This window comes from Caulobacter sp. GW821-FHT10A10 (genome assembly GCF_059415745.1).
Window position 1 is genome coordinate 1 of record NZ_JBWKNV010000016.1, and the last position, 16,390, is coordinate 16,390.

Annotated in this window: 11 protein-coding genes and 1 tRNA gene; 4 read left to right on the forward strand and 8 right to left on the reverse strand. The window is 68.2% G+C overall.

Annotated features, from left to right (window positions below; genetic code table 11):
* Positions 1-263 precede the first annotated feature (263 nt).
* On the reverse strand, positions 264-626 hold the full coding sequence (locus AC07NS_RS26195) for a CZB domain-containing protein (RefSeq protein WP_110120960.1): 363 nt from the start codon (positions 624-626) through the stop codon (positions 264-266).
* 252 nt (positions 627-878) lie between these two features.
* Between AC07NS_RS26195 and AC07NS_RS26200 the strand changes: the two genes are divergently transcribed.
* Positions 879-1,154 carry a FecR/PupR family sigma factor regulator gene (locus AC07NS_RS26200; RefSeq protein WP_494608107.1) on the forward strand — a complete coding sequence of 92 codons (276 nt, stop codon included), beginning with the start codon at positions 879-881 and terminating at the stop codon, positions 1,152-1,154.
* Between the two features lie 326 nt (positions 1,155-1,480).
* Here the strand turns inward: AC07NS_RS26200 and AC07NS_RS26205 are convergent, their stop codons facing one another.
* Positions 1,481-4,483: a TonB-dependent receptor domain-containing protein gene (locus tag AC07NS_RS26205; RefSeq protein ID WP_494608109.1), complete on the reverse strand. Its 3,003-nt coding sequence runs from the start codon at positions 4,481-4,483 to the stop codon at positions 1,481-1,483.
* A 227-nt stretch (positions 4,484-4,710) separates the two neighbouring features.
* On the opposite strand from AC07NS_RS26205, the gene AC07NS_RS26210 reads away from it, so the two are divergent.
* Together AC07NS_RS26210 and AC07NS_RS26215 are read left to right on the forward strand one after the other, a co-directional pair.
* On the forward strand, positions 4,711-4,917 hold the full coding sequence (locus AC07NS_RS26210) for a hypothetical protein (RefSeq protein ID WP_058346819.1): 207 nt from the start codon (positions 4,711-4,713) through the stop codon (positions 4,915-4,917).
* 142 nt (positions 4,918-5,059) lie between these two features.
* A complete protein-coding gene (locus AC07NS_RS26215) occupies positions 5,060-6,313 on the forward strand; it encodes a dicarboxylate/amino acid:cation symporter (protein WP_494608111.1) in 1,254 nt (417 codons plus the stop codon).
* Positions 6,314-6,594: 281 nt separating this feature from the next.
* Here AC07NS_RS26215 and AC07NS_RS26220 read toward each other — a convergent pair whose 3' ends face one another.
* The 5 genes from AC07NS_RS26220 to murA all read right to left on the reverse strand — a co-directional run bounded on the left by AC07NS_RS26220 (position 6,595) and on the right by murA (position 12,999).
* Entirely contained in the window at positions 6,595-7,770 is a 1,176-nt protein-coding gene (locus AC07NS_RS26220; protein ID WP_494608113.1) for a glycoside hydrolase family 5 protein, read from the reverse strand.
* A 70-nt stretch (positions 7,771-7,840) separates the two neighbouring features.
* Complete coding sequence (locus AC07NS_RS26225) at positions 7,841-9,754, reverse strand: M1 family metallopeptidase (RefSeq protein WP_494608115.1); 1,914 nt, start codon at positions 9,752-9,754, stop codon at positions 7,841-7,843.
* Between the two features lie 56 nt (positions 9,755-9,810).
* Positions 9,811-10,941 carry a hypothetical protein gene (locus AC07NS_RS26230; RefSeq protein ID WP_494608117.1) on the reverse strand — a complete coding sequence of 377 codons (1,131 nt, stop codon included), beginning with the start codon at positions 10,939-10,941 and terminating at the stop codon, positions 9,811-9,813.
* Positions 10,942-11,265: 324 nt separating this feature from the next.
* Positions 11,266-11,703, reverse strand: coding sequence for a DUF2948 family protein (locus tag AC07NS_RS26235; RefSeq protein WP_494608119.1), 438 nt, complete (start codon positions 11,701-11,703; stop codon positions 11,266-11,268).
* A 3-nt stretch (positions 11,704-11,706) separates the two neighbouring features.
* Positions 11,707-12,999 carry a UDP-N-acetylglucosamine 1-carboxyvinyltransferase gene (gene murA, locus AC07NS_RS26240; RefSeq protein WP_487292323.1) on the reverse strand — a complete coding sequence of 431 codons (1,293 nt, stop codon included), beginning with the start codon at positions 12,997-12,999 and terminating at the stop codon, positions 11,707-11,709.
* A gap of 341 nt (positions 13,000-13,340) precedes the next feature.
* Here murA and AC07NS_RS26245 point away from each other — a divergent pair.
* Positions 13,341-13,415, forward strand: a tRNA-Thr gene (locus AC07NS_RS26245).
* Between the two features lie 209 nt (positions 13,416-13,624).
* Here the strand turns inward: AC07NS_RS26245 and AC07NS_RS26250 are convergent.
* Complete coding sequence (locus AC07NS_RS26250; RefSeq protein ID WP_494608120.1) at positions 13,625-16,018, reverse strand: TonB-dependent receptor; 2,394 nt, start codon at positions 16,016-16,018, stop codon at positions 13,625-13,627.
* Positions 16,019-16,390 lie beyond the last annotated feature (372 nt).

Genomic DNA, 16,390 nt, shown 5'->3' on the forward strand with positions numbered 1-16,390 from the left:
AAGCTGAGACTGGCGGACGCGCCCTTGCCGGAATCTCGGCCTCGAGGCCTGGGACCCAACGAGCTGCGCCCGCCACCTATCAAGCTCGCGCTCGACACCTATCGCAATACACAGGGACCCAGGGGACTGGGCGCGGCGGCTGGTCCAAGGCGTTGGCGGCGGCGACCGCAATGCGGCGGCCCCTGGGTCCCGGCTCTCCGCGCTAAGCGCTGCGGCCGGGATGACGGAGATGGGGGGCGGGTCTTCGCGCCCTACCCCGCCCCCTACCCGGCTGTCGTTTCGGCGGCGATGCGCATCTTGCGGAAGGCGGCGGTCAGGTCGGCTTTCGCTTGAGCCAGGGCGCCGCCGTTGCGCAAGCTGCGGCGGGCGTCGGCGACGGCGCCGCGGTTGACCTGGTCGGCGACCTGGCCGGCGACGCGATGGAACTCGCGGTGGGCCTCCAGGCAATGCAGGTGCAGGTGGCTGCCCGGCATCCGCCGGTGGCCCTCGCCGTGCAGCCACTGGCCCGCGGCGCATTGGCGCTCGGCGCGGACGGCGACGGCGTCGACCTGGCGGCCGCCGGCCATGGCCTCTTCGAGGTCCTCGCAGATGCGATTGTGAAACTGGGTCTGTTCGAGAAAGTCCATGACCACGCTCTCACGCTGGGGGCGATTGAACGTGGGCAATGGCGACTTTCGGTTTCGCGATTATTGCGCCCAGGTTGCAGTTTGACGAAGGGCGGGCTCAAGGCCTCGCCATCGCCGATTTCGCGGGCGCCCGGCCCGCGCGGCGCCCGCCGGACAACCCAGGATATCGCCGCACGTCCGGCGCGACATGCGACCGTAACAGTCTCCCGGAACAACGGCCTCCGCTTCATCCGAGGACGGAGGGACGTCGACATGACCCGGACCCGAGAAGACGTGCGCGAGGCCGCCGCCTGGCTGGAACGCCTGCGCGCGCCCGACGCCGGCGAGGAAGACCACGCGGCGTTCGAGGCCTGGATCGCCCAGCCCCGCCGCCGCGACGCCGTCGAGGCGGTGCAGGCCGTGGAGGCGGAGATCGCCAGCTGGGATCCGCCGGAGCCTTCGATATGGCGCGACCTGAGGGTCCTGGCCCTGGGCGGAGCCGGCATCGCCGCCGCGGCCCTGGCGGTCGCGGGCGTGCTGGCGCACTGAGGGGGACCTCTCCTACTCGCCCCCTCCCCTTTCCTCCCGTCATTCCCGCCCTTGTGGCGGGAAACCCTCCGTCAGCCGCAAGAGCGGATGGGGCGGACTGCTCAGCAGTCCGCTTGCGCTTCACCTGCGAGCGGAACCAGGGGTTCCCGCCACAAGGGCGGGAATGACGGGAGATCAATAGAGAAGCGGGATTGAAGACCGCCCACAGAACGCGAAAAGGGCGCCGGCCCGCCAAGACCGACGCCCCTCCTCGCCGCCGCCGGGGGGATCGGCGGCGAAGGCCGGGCGCGTCAAAGGGGGCCGACGCGCCCGGTATTCTTGAAAAACTAGAACCGCTTGCGGACGCCCAGGTAGTAGGCGCGGCCCAGCACGTCGTAGTTCTGGGCGTCGTAGTTGCCCTCGGTGTCGCCCACCTGCGGCGGCGCCTTGTTGAACAGGTTGTTGACCCCGAAGCGCAGGTCGGTGTCCCACGGCAGCTTCACGCGGCCGTTGAAGTCGAAGGCGTTGTAGGAGACGACCCCGCGCGAGGTGCTGGTCGGGGTGACCACCTTGGCGGAGTTGTCCATGGCGTCGATCCAGCGCCAGCGCAGGCCCACGCTCGCCGGACCCCAGGTGTAGGTGGTCGAGGTGACCGACTTCCACTTCGGGTGGGCGGTGCCGGCGGTGCTTTCGACGCCCGTGCCGATGGTGCCGACATAGTCGTAGACCGCCGCGCCCGGCAGGCTCTGGATCTTGAACTTGTCGGTGTATCCCAGGGCCACGTTGACCGACAGCGAGCCGGGGACCTTGTCCAGCAGGGTGTCGGCGAAGTCGAAGCTCCAGTCGACCTGCACGTCGACGCCGGTGGTCTGGAACTGGCCCAGGTTCAGCAGCGGCTGGACGGGGTTGGTCGGCACGCCGCTGGCCGAATTGCGGGTCAGCAGCGAGCAGTAGTAGTTGCTCGGGTCATAGGTCGGGTTGGCGCCGCCCGAGTTGAAGCAGAACTGGAAGGCGTTGACGATCGACAGGCTGCCGATCGCGTCCTTCACCTTGATGTCGTACCAGTCGATCGAGGCGGTGATCCGGCTGAGCAGCGGGCCTTCGAAGGGCGAGCGCAGCACGGCGCCGAACGAGTAGGTGTCGGCGGTCTCTTCCTGCAGGTCGGGGTTGCCGCCGGTCAGGGCGAAGACCTGGGCCGTGCCCAGCTGGTAGCTGTCGATGATCGCCGTCGGCACGCCCTGCGCCAGGCAGAGGGTCCGGACCGCCGCGGCGTTGGCGCCGGTGCGGTAGGACGAGCGGACGTCGCAGGGGTCGCCGTTGGTGGTGGTCGACGAGGCCGTGCCGATGGCCACCGACCCCGTCGAGACGGGAGCGTACAATTCACCGACGCTGGGGGCGCGGATGGCGCGGTTGTAGCCGCCGCGCAGGCGCACCGGCTCGATGATCTTCCAGTCGAAGTCGGCCTTGTAGGTCTGCACCCCGCCCACCGAACTGTAGTCGGAATAGCGGTAGCCGAGGTCGAGGTTGAACTCCTGGATGAAGGGCAGATCCTTGACGATCGGGACCAGCAGTTCGCCGTAGACCTCGTAGGTGTCGACCGAGCCCGAGGCGTCGCGCAGCACGCTGTAGCCCAGGATGTCGCTGGTGCCGTCGGGCTGGTTCAGCTGGCTGTCGGGCTTGAAGGTGTATTCGTTGGAGCGGTAGTCCGTACCGGCGGCGAACTTGATCGTGCCGGCCGGCAGGTCGAACAGCGAGCCCGAGACGTTCACCTCGACCATGCGCTGCTCGAGGCTGTTCTGGTTCAGCGTGCGGCGCGACATGTAGCGCACGCACTCGCCCGACGGGGTCAGGTTGCCGAAGGGGTTCCAGCCGCCGGCGCAGTATTCCGTGCCCCCGGTCGGGCTGTTGAGCAACCGCGAGATGGCGCTGGCGCTGGCCCCGCCGGTCTGTTCGTTGTCGAACTTGGCGCGGCTGAACGAGACGTAGCCGTCCCAGGTCCAGTCGCGGAAGCCGGTGTCGCCCGACAGGCCGTTGGTGAACTGGAAGACGTCGTAGCTGTACTTCTGGACGCGCGGACCCAGGATATCGAGGGCCTTGTAGAAGGTGAAGGCGGCGTTCGGGGTCGGGCGCGAGGCCAGGATGGCCTTGAAATCGTTGGGGATGAACGGGTTCGTCACCGGCACGGTCAGGCCGTAGACGTTCGAGGCCAGGGTCGGGTTGGACACGCCCACCGAGGTGTAGTCGGTGAAGGTGAACTGTGAGAAGAACCGCAGATTGTCGGTCAGATTGTAGTCAACCTTGGCGAACACGGCGTAGCGGTCGAGGTCCGACTGCATCGAGCTGCCATTGTAGCCGAAGTTCACCTGCTGCGAGGTGCCCGAGGCGTTGGCGTTGACGATGTAGGCGTTGTCGGTCTGCGGATCGCGGAAGTTCAGGACCGGCACGCCCGAGGTCGAGAACAGGGTCTGGTCGGTGTTGAAGCCGAGCTGGCCGGTATAGCGGCCGGCGCTGTTGCCGGTCAGGGCGGCCGTCCCATAGGTCCCCTGGAACAGGCTGTTGATCGAGGCCAGGGTCGGCAGGTTGGCGCCGAACAACACCGTGCCCTGCGGGATCGTCGACAGGCCCGGCGCCGAGGTGCGGAAGATGTAGTAGTCGCGGGCGCTCTGCAGGGCGCGGTCGCGGTTGGTGTAGTCGAACGACAGCACCGCCCGGCCCTTGCCGTCGGCGAAGGACGAGCCGCCGGTGACCGAGAAGCGGAACGACTCCGCGTCGCCCTTTTCAGAGATGCCGTACTGGGCGTCGGCGGTCAGGCCCTCGAAGCTGCGCTTGAGCTTGAAGTTGACGACGCCGGCGGTGGCGTCCGAGCCGTAGGCCGTCGAGGCGCCGCCGGTGATGACCTCGACGTTCTCGATCAGGGCTTCGGGGATGATGTTGAGGTCGACCGAACCGTCGGGGTTGGACGGCTGCAGGCGGCGGCCGTCCAGCAGGATCAGGGTGCGCTTGGCGCCGAGGCCGCGAAGGCTGGCGTAGGACTGGCCGCCGTTGAGGCCGGTGCTGGTCGAGCCGGTGTTGCCCTGGCCGAACGAGCCGGTGAACTGGGGCATCTGCGACAGGGCCTTTTCGACCGTCACCTGGCCGGTGGCCTCGATCGCCGCCGCGCCGACCGTCTGGATCGGGCTGTTGGCCACATAGTCCTGGCGGGCGATGCGCGAGCCGGTGACGACCACGGCCTCGACGGCCTGGGGCTCTTCCGGCGTCGCCTCCTGGGCGTAGGCGCCGTTCGCGCCGATCATCAGCGCGCCCAAGGCGCAGCCGCCGGCCATCATCGCTCGCAAGGTGCTGGATCGCATCGCTGTAGTCCCCTTCGTATTCGGTCGCGCCCCTCGCGCTTCCAAACCTCAAGACGCAGCCTGTTTCCGAACCCACATCTTCCCGACGACATTTTGCCGTAAAGCCAAGTCACGGATTGGTAAGGAGAAAATATTTTGTCGCCAGACGTGAGGAAACGTCGTGCGACTGCGTCTTGATAGATGCGGGCCGCTTAAGTCGGCCTTCTGAACAGAGCTACGGGACCGTTATGCCGGACGTGATCCAGATCCCCGCCGAACACTTCGAGCGATTGAAGAGCCGCCTGCCCGCCATCACCCGCGAGCACCTCAACAACGTCTACGGGATCAGCGAGACCACCTGGACCAAGCTGCGCCGGGGCGAGCCGATCAAGCGGGTCACCTGGGAGCGCCTCCTGAGCCGCTACGAGCGCCTGCAAAAGGCCGCCGCTTCCTGATAACGGCGCACCTGCGCCTCTCTTCCTGACCGGGACCGGCCCGACTTCCGGCCCCGCCGTCCGCCCTTTCCCCAAAATTCACGCACTGCGGACGCCTGAGCGACAGGCGGCTCGCCGGCCGCATGCGCAGAGGTCTCGCCCGATGAACAAACGCTTCGCCTATCTGATCATCGGCGCGATGGTGCTGGGGGTGCTCGTCGGCTGGGGGTGCAACCAGTTCCTCGACGCCGAAGGGGCCAAGTCGGCGGCTTCGGGCCTGTCTCTGATCACCGACATCTTCCTGCGCCTGATCAAGATGATCATCGCGCCGCTGGTGTTCACCACGCTCGTCGCCGGCATCGCCCACATGGAGGACGCCGCCGCCGTCGGCCGTATCGGGGCCAAGACCCTGGGCTGGTTCATCGGCGCCTCGGCCGTCTCGCTGCTGCTGGGCCTCTTGATGGTTCACCTGCTGCAGCCGGGCCATGGGCTGCATCTGGTGGAGGCCGCGGTCTCGTCCAAGCCCGCCGCCTCGACTGAGGCCTTCACCCTCAAGGGCTTCATCACCCACCTGGTGCCGACCTCGATCTTCGACGCCATGGCCAAGAACGAGATCCTGCAGATCGTCGTCTTCTCGCTGTTCGTCGGCACCGCCGTGGCGGCGCTGGACGACAAGGCCCCGCAGGTGCTGCACCTGGTGGAGCAGTGCGCCCAGATCATGCTGAAGGTCACCGGCTTCGTCATGAAGCTGGCCCCGCTGGCGATCTTCGCGGCCCTGGCCTCGACCATCGCCACGCAAGGGTTGGCCATGCTGGCCACCTACGCCAAGTTCGTGCTCGGCTTCTACGCCACCATGGGCACGCTCTGGGTGCTGCTGTTCGCCGCCGCCTTCGTGGTGCTGGGCAAGCGCGCCATCCCGCTGTTCGGGGTGATCCGCGAGCCGGCCCTGCTGGCCTTCTCGACCGCCTCGTCGGAAGCCGCCTATCCCCGCATCCTCGACAGCCTGCCCAAGGTGGGCGTGCGCCGCCGCATCGTCTCGTTCGTCCTGCCGCTGGGCTATTCGTTCAATCTCGACGGCTCGATGCTCTACTGCACCTTCGCCACCATGTTCATCATGCAGGCCCACGGCGTGCACCTGACCATCCAGCAGCAGATCTTCATGCTGCTGCTCCTGATGGTGACCTCCAAGGGCATCGCCGGCGTACCGCGCGCCTCGCTGGTGGTGATCATGGCCACCCTCACCTATTTCGGCCTGCCCGAGGCCTGGATCGCCCTGGTCCTGGGCGTCGACCACCTGCTCGACATGGGGCGGAGCGCGACCAACGTGGTCGGCAACTCGGTCGCCGCCGCCGTGGTGGCCAAGTGGGAGGGGGAGTTGGAGGACATCCAGCCGGAGGAGGCTTCGGCCACCGCCTGATACTTTCCTCCGTAAAATCCCCGCGAAAGCGGGGACCCAGGCGTTTTCTGAAACGCGCCGCTCTCTCCGACAAAAAGCCTGGGCCCCCGCTTTCGCGGGGGTTTTACGGTTTACGGGGTGGGTTGAGTCCCGACGCCCCTAACAACCCCGCCTCCCTCGCCCTCGTGGCGAGGGTCCATGCCGGCCGCTGCTCAGATCCGAGCCGTACTCGAAAGGTCTGAGCAGGATGAACCCTGGATCCTGGGCACAAGGCCCAGGAAGGCGACGGGGGGGGCGGGAAGTCAGCGCACCGCCTTCCCCGTCAACGCCTCCACGACCTTCGGATCGGCCCACTTGGCCCAGGTCGGGTCCAGCAGCCCATAGGGCTCCACCGCCCCGGCCGTGCGGTTGTAGCCGCCGGACTGCGTGCCGTTCAGCGGCCACCAGGCGAAGTCGATACCGCTGGAGCGCGCGTAGTCGGCCAGGGCCTGGACGAAGGTGATACGGTCGTTCTTGCACGGTTGGCCGTCCGGGCCGACCTGGGTGCAGCCGCCCCACTCGCTCATATAGACAGGGGCGGTCCAGGGCTGCCCCGGGTCGCGCACGAAGCCCCACCGCTCGTGCGAACGCAGGGCGAACAGGGCCGGGTCGGCCAGCTCCTCGGGCTTGCGGTTCCAGGCGTAGTCGTGGGCCGCGTAAACGAGCTTGTTCGGAACCGACAGGGTCACCGGCTGGTCACGCACGCCGGTCAGGTGGTTCTGGTAGTCGATGCCGCCGACGATGATCAGCAGCTTCGGATTGACCGCCAGCACGGTTTCCGCGCCGCGCATGGACGCCGCCCGCCAGTCGGTGCGCGGATCGCCGCCGCCCCAGACGGGCTTGAGGCCCAGGGACGGATCGGGCCGGATCTCGTTGCGCAGTTCGGCGGCGACCACGAACGGACGGTTCGCATAGCGGGCCGTCATCGTCTTCCAGTCGGCCAGCCAGGCGCTTTCGGGGTAGGCTGGCGTCCACCACAGGCCGTCGCCATGGGCCTCGTCGCAGCACCAGTCGCCGCGGCTGCGATGGTTGTCGAGCACCACCATCAGCCCTTCGCGGCCAAAGGCGTCGACCACCGCGTCGAACACCTGGAGGGCGGTCTTGCCCTTCAGCTTCGGATTGGCCGAGAGAAAGCGGTCCTCGACCACCGGATTGCGCTCGACCAGCTCGTTCGACCACGGCAGGCGCACCGAGTTGAAGCCGCCGCCCTTGACGGTCCTGACAATCTTTTCGAGCGGTTGCCTGTCCAGCCCGCCGACCACGAACTCGGCCGACTCCGCCCCGAACCAGTTGACGCTGACCAGCCGCACCTTCGCCCCCTTGGCGTCGACGATGTCAGGGCCACGCGTGGACAGTGGATACTTCGGCCCCGCGATCACGGGGGTCGCCAACAGGACGCAGCCGAGCACGGCCGCAAGACGCAGAAGGAAAGCCGACAAGAAAACGCTCCGCCACCAGCAAGGGACGGAGCGCATTCATCCTACAAATAGCCTGGGGCGCAAGCGGCCCCTACTTCACCGTCTTGTCGACCGTCTCGCGGGTGACGGCGTGATAGAGCGGCCGGGACTCCGCATAGATGCGCTTGGCGATCGGCTGGCCCCACTCGCCCTGGCCCCACAGCGACACGAACAGCGGGGCGACGAACTTGCGGCGGCCCTGTCCGGTCAGGAACTGCTCCAGCGACGGCACGGCCGGCTCGTAGCGGTTGGCGATGGCCAGTTGCAGCCAGGCGAAGCGGATCTCGCTGTTGCCCTGGGCCGACAGGCCAAAAGCGGCGTCGACGGCGGCCAGTTGGGCGTTCGTCAGCTTGCGCGGCAACTGGCCGACGAAGCGGACGCGCTCCGACGTGCCCCAGCCCTTCCAGGCCTCGACCGGCGCAACGCCGCCGTCCGCGAAGGCCTTGGCCGCGGCGTCCACGGGCTCGAAGGCCTTGGACTGCACGTGGACGGCGTTTTCCGGCAGGCCCGGCTGGTAGATCCAGCGCTGGACGTCGATCTTCTTCTCCAGCGCCTTGTCGCCCTTGAACAGGTTGGCGCGCAGGTCGGCGATGAAGCCCTCGGCGGTCTGCGGCTGGAAGGCGTGGCGGTCGAAATAGCCGCGCAGATAGGCGTCCCAGCGCTCGCGGCCGACCTCCTTCTCGATCGTGCGCAGGAAGGCCGCGCCCTTCTCGTAGGGGATGTCGGTCATGCCGTCGTCGGGATCGCGGCCGGTCAGGTCGATGTGCAGGCGGGTGTCGGGGGCGGTCATGCCGCCGGCCTCCTCGATCGCCTCGTGCAGGTCGGTCCAGCCCAGGTCGGCCAGCATGGCGGCCGTGTCCTTGCCGTACAGGCTCTCCATGATCCGGTTCTCGAAATAGACCGTGAAGCCCTCGTTGAGCCAGAAGTCGGCCCAGGTGGCGTTGGTCACCAGATTGCCCGACCAGGAGTGGGCCAGTTCGTGCGCCACCAGGCTGACCAGCGAGCGGTCGCCGGCGATCACCGTTGGGGTGGCGAAGGTCAGGCGCGGGTTCTCCATGCCGCCGAACGGGAACGACGGCGGCAGCACCAGGAGGTCGTAGCGGCCCCAGCGGTAGGGGCCGTAGAGCTTCTCGGCGGCCTCGACCATCTTCTCGACGTCGGCGAACTCCCAGGCCGCGGCCTTCAGGGCCGAGGGCTCGGTATAGATCCCGGTTCGCGGGCCCAGCGGCTGGAAGGCCAGATCGCCGATGGCGATGGCGATCAGGTAGGGCGCGACCGGCTTGTCCATCCTGAAGCGATAGGCGCGGCCGCCGGCGACGGGTTCGCCGTTCGGGGTCAGCTGCTCGGCGCTCATCACCGCCTTCAGGCCCTCGGGCGCGACGATGCGGGCGGTCCAGGTCTGGCGGATCCCGGGGCTGTCCTGGGTGGGGATCCAGGTGCGGTTGAGGATCGCCTCGCCCTGGCTGAACAGGTACGGCTTGACCTTGCCGGCCGTCTGCGAGGGCGACAGCCACTGCAGGGCCGCGCCGTCGGGGGCGCTCTCATAGGCGATGACGATGCGCTTGGCGCCGGCCAGGGTGACGGTCAACGGCGCGCCCAGGTGCGGGTCGAAGGCGCCGAGGGTCCACTTCAGCGGCTTGCCCTGGGCGTTGGTGATCGACTTGATCTTCAGGCCCTTGGTGTCGAGCACGACCTCCTTGGCGCCGGGCGCGAGCTTGAGGTCGAGGGCGGCCTTGCCGACCATCTTCTTGCCCGTGAAGTCAGCCGTCAGGTCGAGATCGACATGGGTGACGCGGGCGACCTGGGGCCTTGCGTAGGAGTGGATGTCCTTGGCGTCCGAGCGGGTCGACAGCGGGGCGATCATGGGGGCTTTCGCCGGCGCCGCCGAAGCCAAGGCCGGGACGGCGACGCCGCCGAGGAGCGCGGCCACGAGCAGGGCGCGCGAGGTGTTCGAGATCAGGGACATGAGACGTTGAATCCGTGGAAGCGGAACTTTGCGCCTCTTATTCCAGATACTGGGGCCTACAGATAGTCGAGCAGGCTCATACCCGTCTTGAGCGTTCCGTCCGCGCCGAACATCGAGGAAAGTTTGTCCGACAGGGTCTGCAGCGAGACCATCTTGTCGTAGAGGGCCGGGGTCCAGCCGACGGCCTCGCGCTCCTCGTCGCTCATCGAGACGTATTGCGAGACGAGGTTGCGGCCGAAGACCGAGGCGTCGCCCGACTGCTGGGCCGACTTCCAGTTCGAGGAGACGCCCTCGCGGTTGCGGGCGCGGACCTCGTCGGCGGCCTCCTTGACCTCGTGCTCGGAGAACTGGCCGCCCTTGTTCAGGGCGATGGCCGACAGCGAGCGGTCGTCGAAGCGGGAAAAATCGATGGTCCCGGCGTCGCCGTCGGTCGCCATCCCCTCCCCCGTCGCCAGCGCGTACTGGCGGTCGAGCGCGGTGCGGACGTCGGAGGCCACGGCGTCGATCTCGCGCGAGCGCGGATTGGCGACGACGCCGCCGTTTTCCTTGAGGTAGGCGGCGACCGGATCGTCGGCGATGCCCGTGGGCGCGGTTCCCGGCTTGGCGGTGGCCTGACGCAGGCCCTCGACCAGGGCGGCCTTCGCGTTCTGCCAGGCCAGCGTGCCCTTCTCTTCGGTCCCGGCGGCCTCGTGGCGGGTCAGGGCGGCCTTGTAGAGGCCGGCATAGTCGCCGGTCACCCGGGCGTCGGCGGCGGGACCGGCCAGCGCCTTGTCCTGGCCGGCCTTCAACTGGAGGCTGGCGACCACCTGCTCCTCGATCGGGAAGCTGCCACCCTGGTTGGAGGCGCCCTGGTTCGAAGCAATGGCGTAGAGGCTGCGGCGGTCGAGGCCGGAGACGTCGATCGTCGCCTTGCCGTCTTTCAGCGCGCTGGTGGCCTTGGCGGCCGACAGCAGAGCGTCGAGGCTCTTGCGGGCGTCGGAGACCACGGTGGCGAGGCTGCGGCCGTCGGTGCTCGCGGCGGCCAGCGCGGCTTGAGCCTCGGCCGACAGGGTGACGCTGACGCTGGCCCCGCCGGTCTTGGCCGCTTCAGCCGCCTTGGCCTGGGCGGCGGCCGTTCCCGTCTGGCTGCTCGTCGCCCCCGCATAGGCGTAGGCGGCGGCGTAGCCCTGAGAGCCGATCCTGGTCATCACGCACTCGAAGTCGATTCAACTGCGAGTTAACGTATCAGTTCGGATGTGATTTGAAATGTTTGGAAATCAGAAGGTTGGTTGGTTAACGTCACATCCCTGTGGGTGGGAGCCGTCCGATTCCCCTCTCTCTTAGAGAGAGGGAGGGGCCCATGCGAAGCATGGGAGGGTGAGTGGTTACACCCTCAGCCGGCGTGTCGGCACGTACCCCCAACAGCACCAAGATTTCTCAAGGGCTTCGCCTACCCACTCACCCTCCCACGCCTACGGCGCGGGCCCCTCCCTCTCTCCATGAGAGAGGGGGCGGAGGAAAGGGACTGAGCCCTACCCCTCGTGCCCCGGCGTCCGGGGCGTCGCCCACGGCTCCGACACGTCAGCCAGGGCCGCTTCCACGCAGTCGACGGAGACCCGCAGGTCGCCGCCGCCGGCGAAGGTCAGCAGGATCACGCCGCCGGGGGCTTCCGCGCCCGGCTCGAAGGCGATCGACAGCAGCTCGACCACCGCCTGCTTGGCGTCGCGGCGCAGGTTGCGGGCCTGCACGCCGGTGACGTCGCCCAGTTGCAGGGCCGAGCGCACGCGCTCGCCGCCCTTCTTCCTAGCCCCGGCTTCCCAGCGGAAGCGGTTGCAGGCCAGGGTCAGGGTGCGGGCGGCCGCGTCCCAGCGGATGTCGCCGATCTTGGCGACGGCGTCCTGCAACGCCGCCGAGATCACCGGCAGGTCTTCCGGCTCGTGGGCCAGCAGGCGGAGGGGCGCGGCGCTCATCGCTTAAAGCTCCGGCTCGCCGTCGCCCTTGATGCGGCGCACCTGGGCCCCACAGGCGCCCAGCTTCTCTTCCAGGCGCTCGAAGCCCCGGTCGAGGTGGTAGATGCGCGACACCACGGTCTCGCCGCGAGCCACCAGGCCGGCGATCACCAGGCTGACGGAGGCGCGAAGATCGGTGGCCATCACCTCGGCGCCTTCCAGCTGGGCGACGCCGCGCACGCGGGCCTCGCCGCCGTGCACCGAGATGTCGGCGCCCAGGCGCATCAGCTCGGGGGCGTGCATGAAGCGGTTCTCGAAGATGGTCTCGCGGATGCGGCTCTCGCCGTTCGCCGTGGTCATCAGGGCCATGAACTGGGCCTGGAGATCGGTGGCGAAGCCCGGGAACGGCGCGGTCTCGAGATCGACGGCGTTCAGGCGCGAGCCGTTGCGCTTGACGATGACGCCGTCCTCGGTGCGGACGACGGTGGCGCCGGCCTCCTCGAGCTTGACCGACAGGCTCTCGATCAGTTCGGGGCGAGCCTTGGTCAGGCGCACTTCACCGCCGGCCATGGCGGCGGCGACGGCGTAGGTGCCCATCTCGATGCGGTCGGGGATCACCGAGTGGGTCGCGCCGTTCAGGCGGGCGACGCCGGTGATGGTGATGGTGGGGGTGCCCGCGCCCTCGACCTTGGCGCCCATGGCGTTCAGGCATTCCTGCAGGTCGGCCAGTTCCGGCTCGCAGGCGGCGTTGCGGATCACCGTCACGCCGTCGGCCAGCACGGCGGCCAGCATGGCGTGCTCGGTGGCGCCCACCGAGACGATCGGGAAGACGATCTCCGCGCCCTTCAGGCCGCGCGGGGCCTGGGCGTAGACGTAGCCTTCGTGCAGGTCGATCTTGGCGCCCAGGGCCTCCAGCGCCTGGAGGTGCAGGTCCACCGGACGCGCGCCGATGGTGCAGCCGCCAGGCAGCGAGACCTTGGCCTGGCCCGAGCGGGCGACCAGCGGGCCCAGCACGTTGAACGAGGCGCGCATCTGGCGCACCAGGTCATACGGCGCGAAGCCGCTGGTGATCTCCGGCGCGTGCAGGATGGTCTGCTGGCCGTCGGGACCGTCGTCGCTTTCGGTGACGCTGACGCCGAGGCGCGTCAGCAGCTTGCCGAGGAATCGCGTATCGGCCAGGCGCGGCATGTTGGTCAGCCGCAGCGGCTGATCCGTGAGCAGGCTGGCGGCCATCAGCTTGATGGCAGAGTTCTTGGCGCCGCTGACGGGGATGGTCCCGTTCAGCTGCGCGCCGCCGGTGATGGCGATGCGATCCAATGAAAATCCCTCGAACGCGCGGAAAAGCCGTCTTCCACGCGGGTCACATGTGAGGTCGCGGTTCTAACGCTTGCAAGGGGGCATGCAAGAGGCCGCGCCGATTCCTATTCCGAAGCCGATTCCGGCTTGGCCGACGCGCTGGCGGGCGCCTTGCGACGGCGGAGGTTGGTTCTCAGGGCCTGGGCCAGACGCGCCTCGCGTTCGGCTTTTTCCTTGTCCTGACTGGGGTTTGGCTTCGATGACTGACTCATGTGTCCACAGGTGAATTGCCCGCGACGTTCAGTCAACGCGATTTGGGCTTTGCAATCCCCGAAATCGTTGGCTATACGCCCCTCCTCGTCGCCGCCGTAGCTCAGTGGTAGAGCGCATCCTTGGTAAGGCTGAGGTCGGCAGTTCAATCCTGCCCGGCGGCACCACGGGGACCCAGACGGAAGTCTGGGTCCCCACCACACCCCTGAAATCGCAAAGCTTTCCCAACGCCAGACGGCGTGATCGTTCGCGCGTGCGAAGTCGCGTCCGGGCGGCCGAGGCCGTCCGCCGAAGCTGGAAGCGCGTCGTTCAGCCGGCCGGAATCGCCCGCCGGATCGGGAGCGGCCCGCCGGGCCGCCGCCCCCCTTCCCTCAAATCAGAAAACGATCTTGCGGACGCCGATGCGGAACACCCGGCCCAGCGGATCGAGATAGTCGGGCTGGTAGGTCAGCGGCAGGGTCCCGTCGCTGCTGGTCACCTTGGTGCGGGCGTCGAACAGGTTGGTGACCTCGGCCGTCACCCGCGTTCCCCGCAGCCACGGATGCTTCCGCACCCACTCGCGGCGCTGCGAGAGGTCGGCGAACAGCCGCAGGTTCACGGTCGCCAGGTCGCCGAACTTGTAGTCGGGCGTCAGGCCATTGCCCTTCGTGACCGTGCCGGATTCCCACTTGGCGTTGACGAAGCCGCCGACGCCGCGACGCGAGGCCCCGACCTGCAACTTCACCTCGTGCTCGGACTCGCCGCCGGCGCCGGAGATGGAATCCCCGTTCAGCAGGTCGAGCACCGACGAGCCGTCGCGGATCGTCACCTCGTCCTTCAGCCGCCAGGTATGGGTCAGCGAAATGTTGATCAGGCCCTGGCCGGGCCGCATCATCACGGCTGGACGCCGCCCGCCGCCGGGAGGGCCGCCAGGACCCCCGCCCGGGGGACCACCGCCGGGACCGCCCATGCCAGGCGGAGGACCGCCGCTCTCGCCCGGAGGCGGACCGCCTCCTTCCCCAGGCGGCGGGCCGCCATCGGGGGGACCGCCGTCCGGCGGGCCGAAGCCCTGGCGCGGCGGGAACTGCATCGGCTTGCCGAAGGCGCGCGAGAAGGTGAAGCCCCAGGCGGCCTCTTCCTTCACTTCGCGCGCCACGTTGATCGGCCGAGCGTCGATGCTGAGCAGGGTTCCGTCGGCCGAGCGGGTGAAGCGCTCGGGAAGGGCTTCTTCCAGGCCGGCGGTGACGCTGGAGAAGCTGCTGATCCCGTCCAGCACCTCGGTGCGGGTCCAGTTCAGGTTCATCTGCAGCGCGTGCTTCGAGGTCGGGGTCCAGTTGACGCCGAAATGCAGGATGCGGCTTTCGGGCGCCTCCAGGTCGGCGTTGCCGCCGCTGGTCTGGGTCACCGACACCGTCTGGCCGGTGGCGTAGTCGAACACCGCCACATTGGGCGTCGTCTCGGTAGGGTCGTTCAGCTGCGACAGGGTCGGGGCCGTGGTCTTGGTGGTGTAGTCGCCGGTGAAGACCAGTTTCTCGACCGGCGTCCAGTTGAGGCCCGCGCCGAGCGTGCGCAGGGTTCCGAAGTCCGACACCTGCGAGGCGGCGAGGTTGAAATTGGCCGAGACCGCGCCGAGCCTTTTCCCCGCGCCCTCCCCCGCCGCAAAGATTGGCAGGTCGAAGCTGGCCTGCACCGAGCCCTGGTCGCGCGACACGCTGCGGCTGGTGAAGTCGTCGTCGACGCGGCTTTCGCTGTCGAGGCTGGAATGCTCGCCGCCGGCCTTCAGCGACAGGCGCAGCGAACCGGCCGGCAGGGAGAGGAGCGAGCCGTTGGCGACGACGTCGGCCTTGACGCTCTGCGCCACCGACGAGGCCCGGGTGGGGGCGAGCACGGTCGTCGTGGAGTCACGGTCGGTGCTCGAGTCGGCCTCCACCCGCTGATAGGCCAGGCTGCCGGTCGTGGCCCAGGAGCCAATGAAGCCGTCGGCCAGGGCGCCCAGATCGGCGGTCGTGGTCTTGGTCTTCTTCTGCAGCGTGTCGGACAGGCCGCCGTCGTCGTCGCCCAGGCGGCTGACCTCGTCCACCGACTTGAGGCCGCCGCTGAGGGTCAGGCCGACCTTGTCGGTCAGGTCGCGCTTGACCACGCCCGACAGCTGGGCCTGGCGAAGCCGGGGCAGCAGCGTGCGCCCGGCGGTCGTCTCGCCGGTCTCCGAACGGTCGATGTCGCGCTCGTCTTCATAGAGGGCCGACTGGTTCTTGAGGTCCAGGCTCAGCGAGGTGCGGGCGCCGCCCTGGATGCGCAGGGCGTTGGTGCGCGAACTGCCGACGGTGCGTCCGCCGCCCTGCGGCCGTTCGGCGTCGACCTGCTCGGACAGCGAGCGGAAGCGTTCACGCAGGATGATGTTCACCACCCGCTGGTCGGCGCTGTAGCCATAGGCCAGGGCCGTCTGCTCGGGCAGGATCTGGAACTGCTCGATGGCCTCGGTCGGCAGGCCGCGCAGCTCCTGGAAGCCGGAGATCCGGCGGCCGTTGATCAGGAACACCGGCGAGCCGCCGCGGGCGCTGGTGGTCTGGGCTTCCAGCAGTTCGATCAGCTCGTCGACCGTGGCCGCGCCGAAGGCCTGGATCTGCATCGGATCATAGGCGACCAGCGGCGCCTGGCCGCCCCGCGCCTCGCCGCGCTTGGTCGCCTCGACCACGACGCCGGAGACGTCGGTCGAGGCCGCGCCTGGAGCCGTATCCGGGGCCGCCGACAGAGCGGCCGCGGCCAGGATGACAAACGGTGCGACGGCCATGGTCCCTCTTCGTCCAGGATGAGCGAAGCAGGGCTCCTAAGGCCTAAGTTGTGCAGCACCATCACTGGACGGAAACAATCGCGGCGATGCTTCGCGATCGCCGTTCGGGCCGTCTCGGACGCGTGAGGACGCCCCTTGCGTCTCGCTCGAAGTCCGCCCTCGGATGATCGGCCAAGCTTGACCGTTATCGCCATCACGCTGGCAAGCTTCAGCATAAGTAAAAGAGCGAAATACTTAACGCCGATTAACTTGAAACAACTTCATACGTAGACTTTTCGACATAGATAACTGGCTACCTCATGCGCTGTCCTGCCGCATTACGCGATTCAGGCGAGCCTTATACAGATGCATTAAGCATATCGTTTAACCATA

What these genes read in the sequence shown, in the direction of transcription:
- AC07NS_RS26250 (WP_494608120.1), bottom strand. Translation starts at nt 16,018, where the DNA reads ATGGCCGTCGCACCGTTTGTCATCCTGGCCGCGGCCGCTCTGTCGGCG.
- AC07NS_RS26230 (WP_494608117.1), bottom strand. Translation starts at nt 10,941, where the DNA reads ATGACCAGGATCGGCTCTCAGGGCTACGCCGCCGCCTACGCCTATGCG.
- AC07NS_RS26210 (WP_058346819.1), top strand. Translation starts at nt 4,711, where the DNA reads ATGCCGGACGTGATCCAGATCCCCGCCGAACACTTCGAGCGATTGAAG.
- AC07NS_RS26215 (WP_494608111.1), top strand. Translation starts at nt 5,060, where the DNA reads ATGAACAAACGCTTCGCCTATCTGATCATCGGCGCGATGGTGCTGGGG.
- AC07NS_RS26225 (WP_494608115.1), bottom strand. Translation starts at nt 9,754, where the DNA reads ATGTCCCTGATCTCGAACACCTCGCGCGCCCTGCTCGTGGCCGCGCTC.
- AC07NS_RS26195 (WP_110120960.1), bottom strand. Translation starts at nt 626, where the DNA reads ATGGACTTTCTCGAACAGACCCAGTTTCACAATCGCATCTGCGAGGAC.
- AC07NS_RS26205 (WP_494608109.1), bottom strand. Translation starts at nt 4,483, where the DNA reads ATGCGATCCAGCACCTTGCGAGCGATGATGGCCGGCGGCTGCGCCTTG.
- AC07NS_RS26200 (WP_494608107.1), top strand. Translation starts at nt 879, where the DNA reads ATGACCCGGACCCGAGAAGACGTGCGCGAGGCCGCCGCCTGGCTGGAA.
- AC07NS_RS26235 (WP_494608119.1), bottom strand. Translation starts at nt 11,703, where the DNA reads ATGAGCGCCGCGCCCCTCCGCCTGCTGGCCCACGAGCCGGAAGACCTG.